This is a genomic window from Aquiflexum sp. (genome assembly GCF_041749095.1).
In the GTDB taxonomy this organism is placed as follows: domain Bacteria; phylum Bacteroidota; class Bacteroidia; order Cytophagales; family Cyclobacteriaceae; genus Aquiflexum.
The window spans coordinates 1-15840 of the sequence record NZ_JBGTCA010000196.1 but is presented as its reverse complement, the minus strand read 5'-3'; the positions used below and the strand labels follow the sequence as shown (position 1 = coordinate 15840).

At 39.8% G+C, this 15840-nt stretch carries 17 protein-coding genes; 8 read left to right on the top strand and 9 right to left on the bottom strand.

The window, feature by feature from the left end:
* Positions 1 to 125 precede the first annotated feature (125 nt).
* The 5 genes from ACEW8O_RS09590 to ACEW8O_RS09570 all read left to right on the top strand — a co-directional run bounded on the left by ACEW8O_RS09590 (position 126) and on the right by ACEW8O_RS09570 (position 4341).
* Positions 126 to 734 (top strand): Uma2 family endonuclease, encoded by a 609-nt coding sequence (locus ACEW8O_RS09590; RefSeq protein ID WP_373494410.1) that lies wholly within the window; start codon positions 126 to 128, stop codon positions 732 to 734.
* A gap of 6 nt (positions 735 to 740) precedes the next feature.
* Positions 741 to 1373 (top strand): Uma2 family endonuclease, encoded by a 633-nt coding sequence (locus ACEW8O_RS09585; protein ID WP_373494409.1) that lies wholly within the window; start codon positions 741 to 743, stop codon positions 1371 to 1373.
* A gap of 243 nt (positions 1374 to 1616) precedes the next feature.
* Positions 1617 to 2402: a hypothetical protein gene (locus ACEW8O_RS09580; protein ID WP_373494408.1), complete on the top strand. Its 786-nt coding sequence runs from the start codon at positions 1617 to 1619 to the stop codon at positions 2400 to 2402.
* Positions 2403 to 2706: 304 nt separating this feature from the next.
* Positions 2707 to 3321, top strand: a complete 615-nt coding sequence (locus ACEW8O_RS09575) for an NADPH-dependent F420 reductase (protein WP_373494407.1) — start codon at positions 2707 to 2709, stop codon at positions 3319 to 3321.
* 405 nt (positions 3322 to 3726) lie between these two features.
* Positions 3727 to 4341, top strand: coding sequence for an NADPH-dependent F420 reductase (locus ACEW8O_RS09570; protein ID WP_373494406.1), 615 nt, complete (start codon positions 3727 to 3729; stop codon positions 4339 to 4341).
* 110 nt (positions 4342 to 4451) lie between these two features.
* Here the strand turns inward: ACEW8O_RS09570 and ACEW8O_RS09565 are convergent, their stop codons facing one another.
* Positions 4452 to 4865 carry a group III truncated hemoglobin gene (locus ACEW8O_RS09565; protein WP_373494405.1) on the bottom strand — a complete coding sequence of 138 codons (414 nt, stop codon included), beginning with the start codon at positions 4863 to 4865 and terminating at the stop codon, positions 4452 to 4454.
* Positions 4865 to 6118: an ectonucleotide pyrophosphatase/phosphodiesterase gene (locus ACEW8O_RS09560; RefSeq protein ID WP_373494404.1), complete on the bottom strand. Its 1254-nt coding sequence runs from the start codon at positions 6116 to 6118 to the stop codon at positions 4865 to 4867. Before ACEW8O_RS09560 ends, ACEW8O_RS09565 begins: the two co-directional genes overlap by 1 nt.
* A gap of 165 nt (positions 6119 to 6283) precedes the next feature.
* On the opposite strand from ACEW8O_RS09560, the gene ACEW8O_RS09555 reads away from it, so the two are divergent.
* Positions 6284 to 6907 carry a Uma2 family endonuclease gene (locus tag ACEW8O_RS09555; protein ID WP_373494403.1) on the top strand — a complete coding sequence of 208 codons (624 nt, stop codon included), beginning with the start codon at positions 6284 to 6286 and terminating at the stop codon, positions 6905 to 6907.
* 5 nt (positions 6908 to 6912) lie between these two features.
* Here ACEW8O_RS09555 and ACEW8O_RS09550 read toward each other — a convergent pair whose 3' ends face one another.
* Together ACEW8O_RS09550 and ACEW8O_RS09545 are read right to left on the bottom strand one after the other, a co-directional pair.
* A complete protein-coding gene (locus tag ACEW8O_RS09550; protein WP_373494402.1) occupies positions 6913 to 8004 on the bottom strand; it encodes an agmatine/peptidylarginine deiminase in 1092 nt (363 codons plus the stop codon).
* Positions 7994 to 8869: a carbon-nitrogen hydrolase gene (locus ACEW8O_RS09545; RefSeq protein WP_373494401.1), complete on the bottom strand. Its 876-nt coding sequence runs from the start codon at positions 8867 to 8869 to the stop codon at positions 7994 to 7996. The genes ACEW8O_RS09550 and ACEW8O_RS09545 overlap by 11 nt, the downstream gene beginning before the upstream one ends.
* Before the next feature lie 193 nt (positions 8870 to 9062).
* Between ACEW8O_RS09545 and ACEW8O_RS09540 the strand changes: the two genes are divergently transcribed.
* Positions 9063 to 11198 carry a M3 family metallopeptidase gene (locus ACEW8O_RS09540; protein ID WP_373494400.1) on the top strand — a complete coding sequence of 712 codons (2136 nt, stop codon included), beginning with the start codon at positions 9063 to 9065 and terminating at the stop codon, positions 11196 to 11198.
* A gap of 293 nt (positions 11199 to 11491) precedes the next feature.
* Here ACEW8O_RS09540 and ACEW8O_RS09535 read toward each other — a convergent pair whose 3' ends face one another.
* The 5 genes from ACEW8O_RS09535 to ACEW8O_RS09515 form a co-directional block, all read right to left on the bottom strand.
* Entirely contained in the window at positions 11492 to 12355 is an 864-nt protein-coding gene (locus tag ACEW8O_RS09535; RefSeq protein WP_373494399.1) for an IS3 family transposase, read from the bottom strand.
* An 11-nt stretch (positions 12356 to 12366) separates the two neighbouring features.
* The gene (locus tag ACEW8O_RS09530; protein ID WP_373494398.1) at positions 12367 to 12747 is read right to left on the bottom strand and encodes a transposase; all 381 of its coding nucleotides are present in this window, start codon (positions 12745 to 12747) and stop codon (positions 12367 to 12369) included.
* 104 nt (positions 12748 to 12851) lie between these two features.
* A complete protein-coding gene (locus tag ACEW8O_RS09525) occupies positions 12852 to 13445 on the bottom strand; it encodes a Crp/Fnr family transcriptional regulator (RefSeq protein ID WP_373494397.1) in 594 nt (197 codons plus the stop codon).
* A 122-nt stretch (positions 13446 to 13567) separates the two neighbouring features.
* Complete coding sequence (locus ACEW8O_RS09520; protein ID WP_373494396.1) at positions 13568 to 14308, bottom strand: acyl-[acyl-carrier-protein] thioesterase; 741 nt, start codon at positions 14306 to 14308, stop codon at positions 13568 to 13570.
* Positions 14309 to 14314: 6 nt separating this feature from the next.
* Complete coding sequence (locus ACEW8O_RS09515) at positions 14315 to 15469, bottom strand: MFS transporter (RefSeq protein ID WP_373494395.1); 1155 nt, start codon at positions 15467 to 15469, stop codon at positions 14315 to 14317.
* A 98-nt stretch (positions 15470 to 15567) separates the two neighbouring features.
* On the opposite strand from ACEW8O_RS09515, the gene ACEW8O_RS09510 reads away from it, so the two are divergent.
* Positions 15568 to 15744 (top strand): hypothetical protein, encoded by a 177-nt coding sequence (locus tag ACEW8O_RS09510; RefSeq protein ID WP_373494394.1) that lies wholly within the window; start codon positions 15568 to 15570, stop codon positions 15742 to 15744.
* Positions 15745 to 15840: the final 96 nt, after the last annotated feature.

Here is a 15840-nt window from a genome sequence, read left to right as displayed (position 1 = left end):
CCCTGATCAATGGCAAATACCAAGCATCAAGAATATTTACCCATGGAGACAAAGTAGCATCACAAGCGGTAGAAGGTTTTATCCTTGATCTGGAAGAAGTGTTTGATGATATGATTTAATAGGTTATGGAAAAGGAAGAATTGAAAAACAAAGTTGAAGAACCAATAGCAGACTATGGTCGATATACTTATGCTGACTACCTGACCTGGCAGATGGAAGAAATGGTAGAACTGATCAAAGGTAAAATCTTCAGGCAGGCCGCCGCTCCAAGGGTTAACCACCAACGTGTATCCTTAAAAATATCCAATGAACTTTACAATTTTTTGAAGGGCAAGAAATGTGAAGTTTTTGCTGCTCCTTTTGATGTCCGCCTACCTGTCAAGTCCAAAAAACATGAAGACATAGATACAGTGGTGCAACCGGATATTTGTGTGATCTGTGATCCGCAGAAATTGGATGAGCTAGGTTGTGTGGGTGCACCCGATCTGATTGTTGAAATCCTTTGTCCCGGCAATAACAAAAAAGAACTGCAAAATAAATATGAGGTTTATAAAGAGTCCGGGGTAAAGGAATATTGGGTCATCCATCCCAATGAGTGTACCTTGATCATTAACACCCTGATCAATGGAAAATACCAAGCATCAAGAATCTTTACTCATGGAGATAAAGTAGCATCCCAAGCAGTTGAAGGCTTTGTACTTGATTTAGAAGAAGTTTTTGATGATATGTTTTAATTGGTTATGGAAAATGAAGAATTGACAAACAAAGTTGAAGAGCCGCTAGCAGAATACCTGCTTACCGGACAGTCAGGACGTCGCTATACTTATGCTGACTACCTGACCTGGCAGATGGATGAAATGGTCGAGCTGATCAAAGGTAAAATTTTCAGGCAAGCGGCTGCACCAAGATCAAATCATCAAAGAGTATCCGGTACAGTGTTTAATTCGCTTTTTAATTTTTTAAAAGGAAGGAAGTGTGAAGTATTTGCAGCTCCTTTTGATGTGCGATTGCCTGTCAAGTCAAAAAAAAATGAAGATATCGATACTGTAGTCCAGCCGGACATCTGTGTAATCTGTGATTCTGAAAAGATTGATGAGTTTGGTTGTGTGGGTGCTCCGGACTTAGTTTTGGAAATCCTTTCTCCCGGGAATAACAAAAAGGAACTTCAAAATAAATACGAGGTATATGAAGAATCCGGGGTAAAGGAATATTGGGTCATTCATCCCAATGAATGCACTTTAATCATTTACACCCTGATAGAGGATAAGTACAGTACTTCCAAAATCCTGACAATGGGAGACTTCGCCAAATCCAAAGCCATAGAAGGATTCGAACTAGACCTTTCCGAAGTTTTTGAAAACCTAGTGGAGTAAACCTTAACTCTAAATACTACCTTGAATTTAAAAAACCAAATAGTTTCCATGCATCGGCAGGTATCAAAGAATTATTTCTTTCACTCCAATATATTTTTAATTATCTAGTGAAAAATTAGACTTTATTCTGACATTTTTATGATAAAATAAAACATAACCTTTTAACCAATCACGACTTGATTATTTGAAACAATTTAAATAAAGGTCACCAATTTTAAGTTGTACCACAAAAAAACGACACTCATGAAAAATATAGCCCTGTTGATTTTCAATACACTTAGTTTTGCTATTACACTTTATCTCAACTATCTCTATGGGGCCGGGGTTGGTGAAAGGAGATCAGTAGGTGAAATCAGCAATCAATATGAAACTCTAATTACTCCTGGCGGATATGCGTTTTCGATCTGGGGACTGATATATCTCTTTTTGTTAAGCTTTATCGTATTCCAATGGATTTCATTTTTTAAGAATCAAAACCATAAATCTCTAATTCCTTCTTCCATCTGGTTTGGGCTTTCAAACATCCTCAATGGCCTTTGGATAGTAGTCTGGACTTCTGAAATGATTTCCATCTCAGTTTTAGTGATTTTCGCACTGCTGGTTTGTCTCCTGACGCTGGTGGTGAAATTAAGACTGGAAATATGGGATGCCCCTTTGGATATCATCGCATTTGTATGGTGGCCGATATGTATTTACACAGGTTGGATTATAACTGCTTCTGTGGTCAATTTATCGGTTTTGTTTGTTGTTGGAGGAATATTGCTTTCCAATCAGATCTTTTGGACTGTCGTAGTTTTATTAATCGCAACAGTCATCTATTCGATGCTTATTCGCTTCCGAAATATGCGGGAAGCGGCATTGGTTGGAGTTTGGGCATTTGCTGCAATCGCATTCAAGCAATGGGACAATCAGTACATAGTCGCGTACACTTCCTTGTTATTTGCCGGAGTCTTGCTTTTAGCTGCGGGTATCCATGCATTTAGGAATCGGAAAACCAATCCATTCAAAAAAATCATACGATCCAAATAGGTCATTAAAACTTTATAAATGATCTTTAGTTTTTTGGAGTAAATTTCAATGAACCATCCATTATTTCTTTTGAAAATATATTAAGGGATTGTTAATCCAATGTTTTTATTTATTGAAATTATAATTTTTCAATATTTTATTTTGTATTTGTTAATTGATTTGTTAATTTTCAACAAAGCAAGAATAAATTATCAAATACACACTTTGTATTGATATCTTGCTTCCAACCTAACTCAATCCATACCTAACAAAGCCCTAGTATTGGTATGAATGATTTAATCTTCAAGCAATCCTCAAAATAATAATGGAAATAGGGATATTGGGAGCTACCAAGCTTACCACAACATTGGGAAAAAAATTACACTCCGCCGGGTCACATGTTATTTACGGAGTCAGGGAAAATTTTGAAGCCAAAGATATTGAATGGAAAATCCTGAACAGGTTTCCAGGACATGTATTTAGTTTTTTTGAGTCTATCAAAAGAGCTGATATCATCCTCATTTGCTGTGAAAATGAACAATTACCCGAAATCTGTCAGGCATTTTTGGATCTTGACCTTAAGGACAAAACAATCATTGACTGCACTAATGGAACGTTTGAAAGAAATTTTTCCTGCAACAGTGTCCTGATTCAAAAATTCCTCGGCAATAAGAATATTTATAAGGCTTTCAATAATCTGGGACTGGATTATCCAAACTCTGATGTTTTGGGCCTGATTAAGGAAACCTATTTTTGCGGTGAAGAGGGGGCGGAAAAACAAAAGGTGAAAAAATTAATCGAAAAATCAGGATTTAAGCCAATTGATGCAGGCTCCTCACAGAGCGCCTATTTATTGGAAGCCTTCTTTCATTTGGGAAAAGAAATCGCTATCAACAAAAAAGAAAAAACAGAATATCATTTCAAACTGATAACTGTCTGACTTTAGATTTTCTTTCATTTTTTTTCTCCTTTTTATGCCCAGATCCACAGGTCTTATAAAGGCATTTTTCCTTAAAATTTTTCAACTTAAAATCTTACGCTTTGGGAGTTTAATTTTCCTTTCAAAATTGATATTTATCAAGATTCCCTTTCATTCAAAAAAATTGTGAAAAAAAGTTTTAGCCAAAATATCTCTTCCCATTTTGTAATTTGACAGTCACAAATACTTATTTGCTTTTCATTTTTAAAGGCCGGATTTTTCAAAAATATATTTTGAATATGTGAGCCAATTATCTATATTTCAATCCGTTCTGCTAATTATTAAAATATAATTCTACAATTAGCGCGGTTAAATTATCCTCTAATTATTGGCTTTTTCACCCAAAAGCTAAGCAACTGATCGGTTATGAAAATAGGAATACTTGGTGGAACCAAACTAGCTTCCACCCTCGGCAACAAATTATTGTCCGCAAATCAAACTGTAGTCTTTGGAGTTCGAGAAGACTTCGTCACCAAGGAAATTGAGTGGAAAATACTCAACATGTATTTGGATAAGATTTTCAGTTATGAAACAGCCATAGAAATGTCAGATGTCGTTTTGATCTGCTGCGAAAACGAACACCTTCCAAAAGTGTCAGATGCTTTGGCAATGTCTGACCTGGGCAACAAAATTATTATTGATTGCACCAATGGTGCTTACACAGCGGAGTTTTGTCCAAATACCACTTTAATCAAAAAAAGTATTGGTGAACAAAAGCTTTTCAAAGCATTCAATAACCTCGGGATAGATTATCCAAAATCAGATCCTATGGGTTTGGTGCATGAAAGCTACTACTGTGGACCAGATTCAAATGAAAAAACATTGGTGAAAAGAATTATTGAGTGGGTTGGCTTCAAAGCTGTCGATGCCGGCGAAATTGAAAATGCCATGCTTTTGGAAGCATTTTATCACTTAAGAAAAACCATTTCATTTCAGAAAGCTGAGAAAATGGATTATCACTTCAAGCTGATTTCGGTTTGAAATAATTCTATACGGTAAAAATATAGAGTATAATACATAAATACCATTATACTGGAGATCATTCTATTCTGCAAAACCACGCAGTGAGCTTATCAAGGACCTTAGGGAATCTAATCTTTAATTTCATGTTTTTTGCTCCTGCCCTCCATGATCCTGAAAAAAAGGATATGTGCCATGTTGCGGGCATGTTCCTTGGCATAGTCCGCATTTTTTCCTTCAAAATAAGTATCCAAAGTCGAGAACCATAGCTCTAGCCAATTTCCAAAATGGAGTTGTTCGATTTTATTTCCTGTGCTCCGGTCAACTTCCTTGTGAACAGGCACAGGATTAAATTTGCCTGCACCCGGTCCTGTATTTAACAGCACCATTTCCCAAAAATCAGTCAGTCTTTCCAGATGGGTTTCCCAATCCTCCACCACTTTGTTGAAAATCGGACCTAGATTTTCATGGGTTCTGATCCGGGCGTAAAAACTCCTTACCAAAAGTGATACGTCTTCCCTGTTTTCTATTTCTTTCCTATTCATTATTTTTCTATCAAAATCGGTTCAAGTATTTCCAGTTTTCCATCTATGTCATCCGGAATCGGTAATCCCAAGATAGTCGCCAACAATGGATATACGTGGATATTCTCAAAAGGTGAAATTATCAACCCTTCCTTCACCATAGGACCATTGGCGAAAAAAATGCCTTGCATGTCTTTATACTCAGGGCTGAATCCATGTTCCCCAAAGACATCTGTTTTGAACATGGCCGACCTGTTTTGATAAGAAACCATGCCCTGGCTAGTAGTCAAGTAATGGCCCAGATCAGGAATTATAAGTAGGTCACCAAACCGGTTTCTGTACTTTTCTATATTCTTGTAATATTCTCTGTCCGATACTTTGACCACTTTGAAATGATTTTCACCTATTTTCAATTTTTGATAAACTGCCTCCAATTCCTCTGCATTTTCCAAATGAAGGTGGGCCAAGGCTCCGTTATTAACTACTCTCGCTGCAATCCCTTCGGTAATATGGTTAAGGTTGAGCAAATTTTCTTTGGAAATATTGGTCATCCCATGGTCGGAAACGATGAAAATATTGATACCCAAATCAAAGCTCTTCAAGCCTTCAAACAAAGCGCCCAATTCACGATCCAATTTCTTCAGTCTACCCCCAATTTGCTCATCATTATCAGGTCCATAACTGTGCCCTACATTATCCATATCCGAAAAATACAGGGTAATCATTCTCGGTCTTTCCTCTTCAGGAAGCTGTAGCCATTCAAACACTTTGGAGACCCGGGTAAGGTTAGGGACACTTGCATCAAAACTGAAATAATAACTGGGATGAATTCCCTGCACCGGTGCCTCAGATCCGACAAAAAAATAACTTGCAGCTTTCATACCATGTTGTTCTGCCAATACCCAGATCGGAGTTCCTCCATACCAATACCCATCTTCGACTATATCCCTGTTGCCCATGGAATAGACAAGGTCTTTTTCGGGCTCATAGAAAGAGTTGTTCACCAAACCATGGTTTTCGGGTTTCATCCCTGTGGCAATGGTATAGTGATTAGGAAAGGTCTTACTGGGAAAAGACGGAATCAGGGCTTTAGCGGAAGTTCCCGTTTTTATGAATTTAAGTAGATTTTCAGGCTGAAACCGCTCTACATAATCATGTCTGAAACCATCAAGGGAAATCATTATAACATACTGTTCTTTTTCCTGCGAAAAAGCTTGAGTATTGACTAAAACCAAAAAAATAAATATGGCTAAAATGTATTTTACATGATACATTACTTTCGGTTTTTTGATTTGAACTCAAAAGTAACGAAAGAAAATTTGGGAGCCAATTTGTATTTCCATGAAAAAAAATCCCTATAATTCGGATTGTGACTTTGGTTTGCCTAAATCAACCGCTAACTTCTTTTCATTAACATCCATTTTTCTTAACTTGTATTTATGAAAACTTTTGATCCCATACCTGAAAATCAAAATAAAGCCGAAGAGCCATTAACAGAGTATGGCGTATATTCCTACGCAGATTATCTGACATGGGAGTTTGATGAAATGGTCGAGATCATCAAAGGAAAAATATTCAAATCAGCAGCCGCTGCACCAAGACGAATCCATCAAAAAATATCGGGTAATGTTTTTAACAAACTGCACAACTATTTAAACGGTAAGCCCTGCGATGTTTATGATGCACCTTTCGATGTAAGACTTCCTGCCAAGTCAAAGAGGAATGAAGATATTTTTACGGTTGTTCAGCCCGATATCTGTGTGATCTGTAACAAAAGTAAGTTGGATGAATTTGGCTGTATCGGTGCCCCTGATCTGATTGTGGAAATTCTTTCCCCAGGAAACAACAAAAAGGACCTCCAAAACAAATATGAAGTTTATGAAGAAAGTGGCGTAAAAGAATATTGGATCATTCAGCCCTACGAATTGACGCTTTTGATTTATACTTTGAATGATGGAAAATATATTCCCTCCAAACTTTTCACTGTCGGCGATGTTGTAACATCAACCTGTATTCAAGGCTTTCAACTTGACTTAGAGGAGGTTTTTACGGATTTGGATTAAAATTTCTAGACAAACGGTTCCTGCTGACTCAGGCAGTGAAATGAACCCAATCCCCATATCAGATCCAAGGAATTGACCCCTACTACTTTTCTATCCGGAAAACAGGAGGTCAGGATTTCCAATGCCCTATCGTCATTTTTATCCTGGAAAGTAGGCACGACCACGGCGTGGTTGGAAATATAAAAATTGGCGTATGAAGCCGGCAATCGCATATCCTCGTGGATGATTTCCCTTGGCATAGGCAATTCCACGATATTCATTTGTTTTCCGTTTTCCAATCTTAGCTTATGTAGCAGATCTAGGTTCTCTTTGAGCGGGGCATAGTTTTCATCGGCTTTGTTATGCTCCACCATGGTCACCACCGTATCGGGATTGACAAACCTGGTCAGGTCATCGATATGTCCATCTGTATCATCACCAATGATACCGTCATTGAGCCATAGGATATTTTCAGCACCATAATATCCGATCAAATATTCCTCTATTTCCTTTTTGGAAAGATGAGGATTCCTGTTGGGATTGAGCAGACAGGCCTCAGAGGTGAGCAATGTCCCTTTGCCATTTAATTCCACTGAACCACCTTCCATAACTATTCCCGGTTTGAAGCAGGGCACATTTCTAAATTCAGCAATTTTGATCGGAATCTGATTATCCAGGTCATAAGGAGGGTATTTGTCTCCCCAGGCATTGTAATCCCATTTGACCAACACCTTTTTTTGATCTGCTTCCGGATTGATCAAAAATGCCGGACCATGATCCCTGCACCAAGCATCATTTGTAGAGAAAAAATGAAAAAAAACTTTTGTCTGATCAACCCCCGCAGCCTCAAGGTGTTCCACGGCAAAGACCTTCATCGATTCATCCTTTACATTGATGTGAACGTCTTCCCCTAAAGCCACATACTTTATGAATTCCGAGTAAGCTGGAAAAATGGTATTAATCTTTCCAGGCCAGGAAGCCTCCTTGTGCGGCCAACTCAGCCAAGTCGCTGAATGAAGCGCAAATTCTGCCGGAAAAGAATAACCCAATTGGTGAGGTGTAATTTCTCCTCCAATAGCAATATCGAAAACGTCTTTGGTATAAATATTAGTCTTCATCAATGAATCTCTTAAGAATTGGGGAATAGGAATCAATGCGCCTGTCTCTTAAAAATGGCCAGTGGGTTCTATATCTATCCGAATTTCTCATGTCCAATTCATGTACATAAACCTCCTCATCAACATGGTCCGCTTGATACAAAACCCTACCAAATGCATTGGTCACAAAAGACCCTCCCCAAAATTTCATATCCCCTTCAATACCTACCCTATTGACCGAAACCACAGGAACGCCATTGGCTACTGCATGAGAACGTTGAATGGTCTGCCATGCCTGATATTGCTCATCATTCGTTTCCTTGTCCTGATCCTTGTGCCAACCGATAGCGGTCGGGTAAAAAAGCATTTCTGCACCCATCAGAGAGGTGATTCTTGCTGCTTCCGGATACCACTGATCCCAGCAGATCAATACGCCTATTTTGGCAAACTTGGTATCGAAAATCTTATAACCTAAATCTCCGGGAGTGAAATAAAACTTTTCATAATATCCAGGATCATCAGGGATATGCATTTTGCGGTATTTGCCAAGGTAGCTTCCGTCTGCATCCAACACAGCGGTGGTGTTGTGGTAAAGACCCTCTGCCCTTTTCTCAAAAAGCGAAGCAATGATCACTACCCCCAGTTCTTTGGCGAGAGAGGAAAAAAAGTCAGTGGACGGTCCTGGAATACTTTCCGCCAATTTAAAATTATCATGATCCTCCACATCACAGAAATAAAGCGATTTGAATAGCTCCTGGAGACAAATAATTTGTGCACCTTTTTGAGCAGCTTTTCTAATTCCTGCTTCAGCTTTGGAAAGGTTTGATTTGAGATCGGTACTACAGGAATTCTGCACCAATCCCACTTTTACGGTTCTTTTTGACACTTTGAATATATATTAATCTTAATCAATTTTTAATTCAAGCTTTAAAAATAAATCAATATTTATAAAAAATAGGCTGTTTGCTGGTTTTCCTGATATTAAATTACCCAAGATTAAGGTTCATAATTTACTTGTCAGAACTCCACCTATCAAAAACCTCAGTATCTTTGCAGGATAAACCCCAATATATTTCTATATGAAAAAAAAATTGATTGCTGCTTTTGTATCCGCCAGTTTATTAGTGGCCTGTGGGCAAAGCGAAAATGAAAACGATATGACCAACCCATTCTTAGAGACTTACAACACGCCTTTTGAAGTACCCCCTTTTGATAAAATCAAAAATGAGCACTTCGCTCCGGCACTTAGGGAAGGAATGAAACAACAACAAGAGGAAATAGATGCGATTGTCAACGATACTGAAGACCCTACTTTCGAAAACACCATTGAAGCAATGGAATTTTCCGGAGATTTGCTAAGCAGAACCAATACCGTTTTCTCCAATCTCAATTCTGCCAACACCAATGACGAACTTCAGGCCATTGCCAGGGAAATGGCACCTGAGTTATCCAAGCATAGTGACAATATTAACCTAAATGAAAAACTCTTTGCCAGGGTTAAAGCGATTTGGGATCAAAAAGATAACCTCAACCTGAATCCCGAGCAGCAGAAACTGCTGGAAAAAAGATACAAGTCATTTGTAAGAAGTGGAGCCAACCTAAGTGAATCCGACAAGGAAAAGATGAGGTCCATCAACAGCAAGCTCTCAACATTAAGTCTGCAATTTGGTCAAAATCTATTGGCTGAAACAAATGCTTACCAGCTCGTGATAGACAATCAAGATGATCTTGCCGGATTACCACAAGGTCAAATTGAGGCCGCAGCGAGTGATGCCAAAGCTGCCGGACTGGAAGGAAAATGGCTCTTTACGCTACAAAATCCCAGCGTGATGCCTTTTCTTCAATATGCCGACAACAGGGAACTGAGAAAGCAAATCTGGGAGGCCTACCAAAGCAGGGCCAATCAGGGAAATGACAAGGACAACAAAACCATTTTGCTGGAAATAGCCAACCTCAGAAGAGAAAAGGCAAATTTACTGGGATTCAAAACCCATGCAGATTATGTCTTGGAAGAAACGATGGCCAAAAATCCTGAAAATGTTTACAACTTATTGAACCAATTATGGACACCTGCCTTGGCCAAAGCAAAGGTAGAAGGTGCAGAAATGCAGGAAATGATCAATGCTTCAGGAAATGGCTTCGAATTGGCGCCATGGGATTGGAGATACTATGAAGAGAAGTTGAAGCAACAAAAATTCGACTTGGACGAACAGGAGGTGAAACCATATTTTGCCTTGAATAATGTTCAGGATGGAGTTTTTATGGTTGTAAAAAACCTATGGGGATTGACTTTTGAAGAATTCAAAGACATTCCTGTTTATCATCCTGACGCCAAAGCCTATGAAGTCAAAGAAGCTGATGGAACCCATGTAGGAGTATTATACATGGACTTTCACCCCCGGGCATCCAAAAGAGGTGGTGCCTGGATGACTTCCTACCGATCTCAGAAATCCGAAAACGGTGAAAGAAAAGCACCTGTTATTTCCATCGTCTGCAACTTCACAAGACCAACTGCTGATGCGCCGGCCTTATTGACATTTGATGAGGTGACTACTTTTTTCCACGAATTTGGTCACGCGCTTCATGGCCTGTTGTCCGATGTGCAGTATAAAAGCCTTTCGGGTACATCAGTGCCAAGGGACTTTGTGGAATTACCGTCACAGATCATGGAAAACTGGGCTACAGACCCCGCTGTCTTAAAACAATATGCCGTCCATTATAAGACCGGCGAAGTGATTCCTGATGCATTGATTGAGAAACTTCAGAAAAGCGGGACTTTCGGACAGGGATTTGGGACTACAGAATATCTGGCTGCATCCCTTTTGGATTTGGACTACCATACCCAAACCGATCCGATTTCGACAAATGTGGATGATTTTGAAAAGACATCTTTGACCAAAATCGGACTAGTAGACGAAATCATTCCTAGATACAGAAGCACCTACTTTTCCCATGTTTTCTCGGGTGGCTACTCTGCTGGTTATTACAGTTATATCTGGTCGGGTGTATTGGATACCGATGCTTTCCAGGCTTTCAAAGAAACCGACCTGTTCAATCAGGACAAGGCACAGGCATTTAGAAAAGAAATCCTTGAAAGAGGCGGAACAGGCGACCCGATGAAAATGTATGTGAATTTCAGAGGGGCTGAACCAAAGATTGATGCCCTGCTGAAGAAAAGAGGATTGGATCAGGTGTCTATGCAAAGACGCGATTAAAATTCAACACCTTCATTTTATGTTTCAACCCGACATTGTTTTAACCAACTGTCGGGTTGATTTTTTTTTATCCCTCTCTATCGTATTTATGAATATCACCAATGATACAAGTAAATCCCAAACCCAAATGGATGATTTTGTCAAACCTTAATTTCCATCCCCAAGCTTTCAGGATCCTGTCACGTCCTGAATTTACTTGACACTTTTTTCATTGTTTTTCTTTTGTTTTCCATCTTCTTAAATGCCTCATAGCACAAGTAAGGAAATCTGTCAAGGCCGACGCGTAGCGGCGTTTATATAGCCTTGACAGGTTTCTTTCTTGTGCTACCTTTGCGTTTGAGAGATGAAAACACTGACAATCCCTTGTGGACGTCATTTGGTATGTTCATTTCCAAGGACATGTGCGGCCTTTTTTCATTATAACTCACTACCGCATGTTTTACTGATGAAAGCGCCTCTGCCAGGTTTGCGAATGTAGCATCCAGAAGGTACTCTGTTTTCAATATACCGTTGACCCTTTCAGCCATGGCATTGTCATAGCAATTACCTGCCTCCCCCATGCTTGATTGGATACCTGCTTCTTCGAGCAATGCGGTATACAGCTTGCTGCAATACTGGAAACCCCTGTCAGAATGATGGACAAGCCCCCTGGAATCGGGGCACTGCCTGATGGCCATCTTCAGGGCTTCTACAGCCCATCTTGCTTCCAGAGTGTTTCCCAGAAACCACCCCACTATCTTCCTGCTGTAAGCATCGGTTATCAGAAAAAGGTACTTGAAAGTATCACCCACGCGGATGTAGGTTATGTCGGATACCCATGCCTGATGCGCCGATGTCCAGACCTTTCCGTTGAAATGGTCCTTAAACTGGCTGTAACGCATAAATGACTGTGTGGTAACCACATACTTCCTTTTATAGTTGACCAAAAGCCCGGCTGAATACAGTAATTTAAAGAACTTGTCCCTTCCCATTTTCAACCCCATCCTTGCAATATCCTCTCCGAGAAGATGATAAAGTTTTCTCCCGCCCATTCTGGGATGTACCCTTCTCTGGTCCCTTACAAGATCAAGCACAAGATCATTGCCGGTCTCTTCACCGATACGGGCACTCGCCCAGCTGTAATAAGCAGATCTGCTGTAACCGAAGTATTTACACACTTTCCCCACATTCAACCCCTCTTTCCTTTGCCCAACGCACCTGTGCCAAAGTTTTTTTTTAAATCTGTCCTATACTCCTCGTTTGCCACCTCGATCAGTGTCTCCAGACATTTGTTGGCTATGATCGAATCCGCAAGGGCTTCCTTCAGTTTCTTGTTTTCTTGCTCAAGCTGCTTAAGTCTGTTTTTCTCATCCATGGTTTCTACCCTTACTATTTTGTTTAAAAGATGGTCTTTTCCAAAATGCCTTACCCACTTCTGGACCGTGGTCGCTCCACCTATGCCGTACTTCTTTTGGAGGTAACTTATAGAAGAGCCTGACTCGTACTCCTCTACTACCTGTCTTTTGAATCCAATACTGTACCGATTAACTGTTTGAACCTGTTTTGTCATAATTTCTCCTGTTTTTAGTTTGACTTTTCTGTCAAGCTATTTCAGGACATGACATCCATCTCCCATCTTCCGTCTCCCGTCTTCTGTCTCCCGTCTTTTTATAGCTATTCCTCCCTAAACTCAGTCAGAATCCTACTGAAAGTTTCCGGCCGCATAGCCAGAAGTGAAGCCAGATATTTATAAGGTGCTCTTTTCAACAAATGTCTTTGATATGTTGAATTGAAATACCTGAATCTTTCCAAAGCTCCCGGAATCCTCGCCAAAAAAGCCCTGTCTTCTGCATAGATGTAATATTGCTCCAACAAAATTCTGTAGAGGGTGACCATTTCAGGAAAAATTTCCATGCCGTATTTCAGGTCGTCAAATAACAGGTATTCTGCAGAAGTATCTTCGAGACACTGTATGTTTTCTACGGAGGCCTTTCTTTTGAAAAATCCGGAAATTGAAGTGACCAACTCACGGTCACAGCTTATCCAAGTTGTGATTTCCTTACCTCCACTGATAAAATAACCGCGTACCAAGCCTTTTTGTAGGACAAACATTTTATCACATTCTTCACCACTGTTACAGATATGTTCCCCTTTTTTGTATTTGGTAAATTTCAGCTTAGCGTGAAGGTATTCAATTAATTTCGGTGATATCGGAAAAATGGTATTTAGCAGATCAATTGTATAAAGGTGATTCGTTTTCACATTCATGATCGGAAAATAATAATGTTAATTTAATTCGAAAGAATACTCCTGTATAATTGGACTGTCCATTTTCGGGTAATTGGACAAATCAAATGAAAAAAAAGTGTTTTACAATGGAATTTCTTTCTTTAATCAATATTTCCTGAACAATTTCCAATAATTGCAGCATTAAACACCTGCTTTCCCATGTAATTGCCGGACAAAACAATTGACTCGTCAGATTTTTCGATATACATGTCAATATTTTCATCCAACCTTGCCTCTGCAATATAATTGATCAATATTTGATTGATCTCAAAACCAAGGTTGATGCTGACATCTTCCACCCAGCGGATATAGCTGACATTATTGACATGATTGTTAAGATCAAGGTCAAAAGGCCGAACCTTGATGCTGTCTATCAATTCCAAATTTTGTGGCAAACTGATTTTATCCGGCATCAGGCCCGAATCATCGATTGATACAAACAGCTCGGGAGGTAATATATTCCCAGGTCTTTGGGGTCTTTTGGTCCGGACATCTACCAATAACCACGAAGACATGGACTCTGCTATTTCATTTCCACTATCATCTGTTATGGAAAACTCCCTGAGCGCAAAAAGCTTGTCAATCCCTCTTCCTGCTGTTTTTACATAAATTTGGTCTCCCCATGATGGAATTTGATGAATCTTGATCTCAAATCTGGAAAGAACCCATACATAACCCTTTTCTAGCAATGCCTTACCAAAGTCCCTGCTGTCGGCATGTTTCCAGGCCACTTCCTGCATGAGGTCTGCCAGTGCGGACAAACGAATCCTTCCCTGAGGATCTATCTGAAATGACAATACTTCAAATTGTTTTTCAAATTGAAAAGGAAGTTTTTCTGACATGATTCTTTATTTGGTTACGGTTTGAAAGAAAACTTCTGTCCTTACTGAAGCAAAGATGGCAATTCCAAGTCCGGTAAAGGCCACTAAAGTAAATGATGCCTTCAAACTTAACAAATCCGCAATAAAACCGATCAATGGTGGCCCGATCAAAAACCCGAAAAAGGAGATGGTTGAGATTATGGCCAATGCCACCCCCGGTGAGTAAAGCTTGGACCTTCCCGCAGTACTGTAGGCAATAGGTATGATGGAAGCCACCCCAAATCCGACCACCAGAAAACCCAAAGTAGCCACAACAGGAACAGGAAACAATACCGAAAGTATCAACCCACAAAACATCAATATACCACTTGATCTCAGTACCAATATCTTTCCAAATCTGTTGGTCAACCTGTCAGAAATAAACCTCCCCAAAGCCATTGCTCCCATAAAGGAAACATAACCCAAAGCTATCAGTCCTGGATCAATTTCGACAACCTTCTTAAAATATACCCCGCTCCAATCAAACATACAGCCCTCACAAAGCATCCCCAAAAAGGCAATTCCTCCAATTCTCAAAAGCAGGTCATCAGGCCTTTTCAATACCAATCCACCACCGGCTCCACGTTCATGCTCATCCACTAAAAATCCATAGGAAATCAGCAAAACCACCAACACCATAGCTGCAATCGACAAATAATGGAATTTGGGGAGGATCCCGAAAAAAATCATAGCTGCGCCTATTCCTGCACCGGTAAAACCAGCAAGACTCCATAACCCATGAAATGACCCAAGGATGTTCCTTCCGTAGCGGTCTTCCAATGCCAATGCTTGGGTATTCAAAGATATGTTCATCAAATTGCCTGTCATGCCAAATACAAAAACCAAAGGTACCAGCATCCACATTGATTCACTGAAACCTATCATTGGCAAAAAAATCATATAACTGACCGTACTGATTACCGCGACAATTTTACTTCCAAATCGGTGTACTGCCCAACCTGCCAAAGGCAATGCCAATAAAGAACCAACAGGGAGACCCAAAAGCAAAGTACCCAATTGGGATTCAGAAAGATCAAATTTTACTTGAATATCCGGAATCCTCGCTGCCCAAGATGAAAAACAAAGCCCTGCCAAAAAAAATAAGCTTCCTAAGGCTATCCTTCTTTTTTGAAGTAAAGTCATTATTGATCGCAGGTTAGGTTTGAGATTGCAAAGCTAACAGCAAAAAGGCAATAGGGAGATAAATTGCCTGGAATAATGTGGGTTAAGCGAACAATAATTTGATTATCCTAAATGTGATGGAAATCTTTCTTTTGATTCTCGTGACGGAAGTTGGAAAACAGGAGACAGAAGACGGGAGACGGAAGGTGACAAGTAGGGTAGAAAATTCCGTAGGATTTCTGCCAGAGGCACGGCGTGACCGAAATAATAGCCCGGTAATTTATTGCCGGGATTAAAGATTAGGTTTGGATCCTAAAGTGCCTTAGGCACGGACGATATAAAAACAATCAAAAAGTGTCAAGTAATTTCAGGAAGTGACGCCGAAGACGGAA

What these genes read in the sequence shown, in the direction of transcription:
- ACEW8O_RS09590 (WP_373494410.1), top strand. Translation starts at nt 126, where the DNA reads ATGGAAAAGGAAGAATTGAAAAACAAAGTTGAAGAACCAATAGCAGAC.
- ACEW8O_RS09585 (WP_373494409.1), top strand. Translation starts at nt 741, where the DNA reads ATGGAAAATGAAGAATTGACAAACAAAGTTGAAGAGCCGCTAGCAGAA.
- ACEW8O_RS09580 (WP_373494408.1), top strand. Translation starts at nt 1,617, where the DNA reads ATGAAAAATATAGCCCTGTTGATTTTCAATACACTTAGTTTTGCTATT.
- ACEW8O_RS09575 (WP_373494407.1), top strand. Translation starts at nt 2,707, where the DNA reads ATGGAAATAGGGATATTGGGAGCTACCAAGCTTACCACAACATTGGGA.
- ACEW8O_RS09570 (WP_373494406.1), top strand. Translation starts at nt 3,727, where the DNA reads ATGAAAATAGGAATACTTGGTGGAACCAAACTAGCTTCCACCCTCGGC.
- ACEW8O_RS09565 (WP_373494405.1), bottom strand. Translation starts at nt 4,865, where the DNA reads ATGAATAGGAAAGAAATAGAAAACAGGGAAGACGTATCACTTTTGGTA.
- ACEW8O_RS09560 (WP_373494404.1), bottom strand. Translation starts at nt 6,118, where the DNA reads ATGTATCATGTAAAATACATTTTAGCCATATTTATTTTTTTGGTTTTA.
- ACEW8O_RS09555 (WP_373494403.1), top strand. Translation starts at nt 6,284, where the DNA reads ATGAAAACTTTTGATCCCATACCTGAAAATCAAAATAAAGCCGAAGAG.
- ACEW8O_RS09550 (WP_373494402.1), bottom strand. Translation starts at nt 8,004, where the DNA reads ATGAAGACTAATATTTATACCAAAGACGTTTTCGATATTGCTATTGGA.
- ACEW8O_RS09540 (WP_373494400.1), top strand. Translation starts at nt 9,063, where the DNA reads ATGAAAAAAAAATTGATTGCTGCTTTTGTATCCGCCAGTTTATTAGTG.
- ACEW8O_RS09530 (WP_373494398.1), bottom strand. Translation starts at nt 12,747, where the DNA reads ATGACAAAACAGGTTCAAACAGTTAATCGGTACAGTATTGGATTCAAA.
- ACEW8O_RS09525 (WP_373494397.1), bottom strand. Translation starts at nt 13,445, where the DNA reads ATGAATGTGAAAACGAATCACCTTTATACAATTGATCTGCTAAATACC.
- ACEW8O_RS09520 (WP_373494396.1), bottom strand. Translation starts at nt 14,308, where the DNA reads ATGTCAGAAAAACTTCCTTTTCAATTTGAAAAACAATTTGAAGTATTG.
- ACEW8O_RS09515 (WP_373494395.1), bottom strand. Translation starts at nt 15,469, where the DNA reads ATGACTTTACTTCAAAAAAGAAGGATAGCCTTAGGAAGCTTATTTTTT.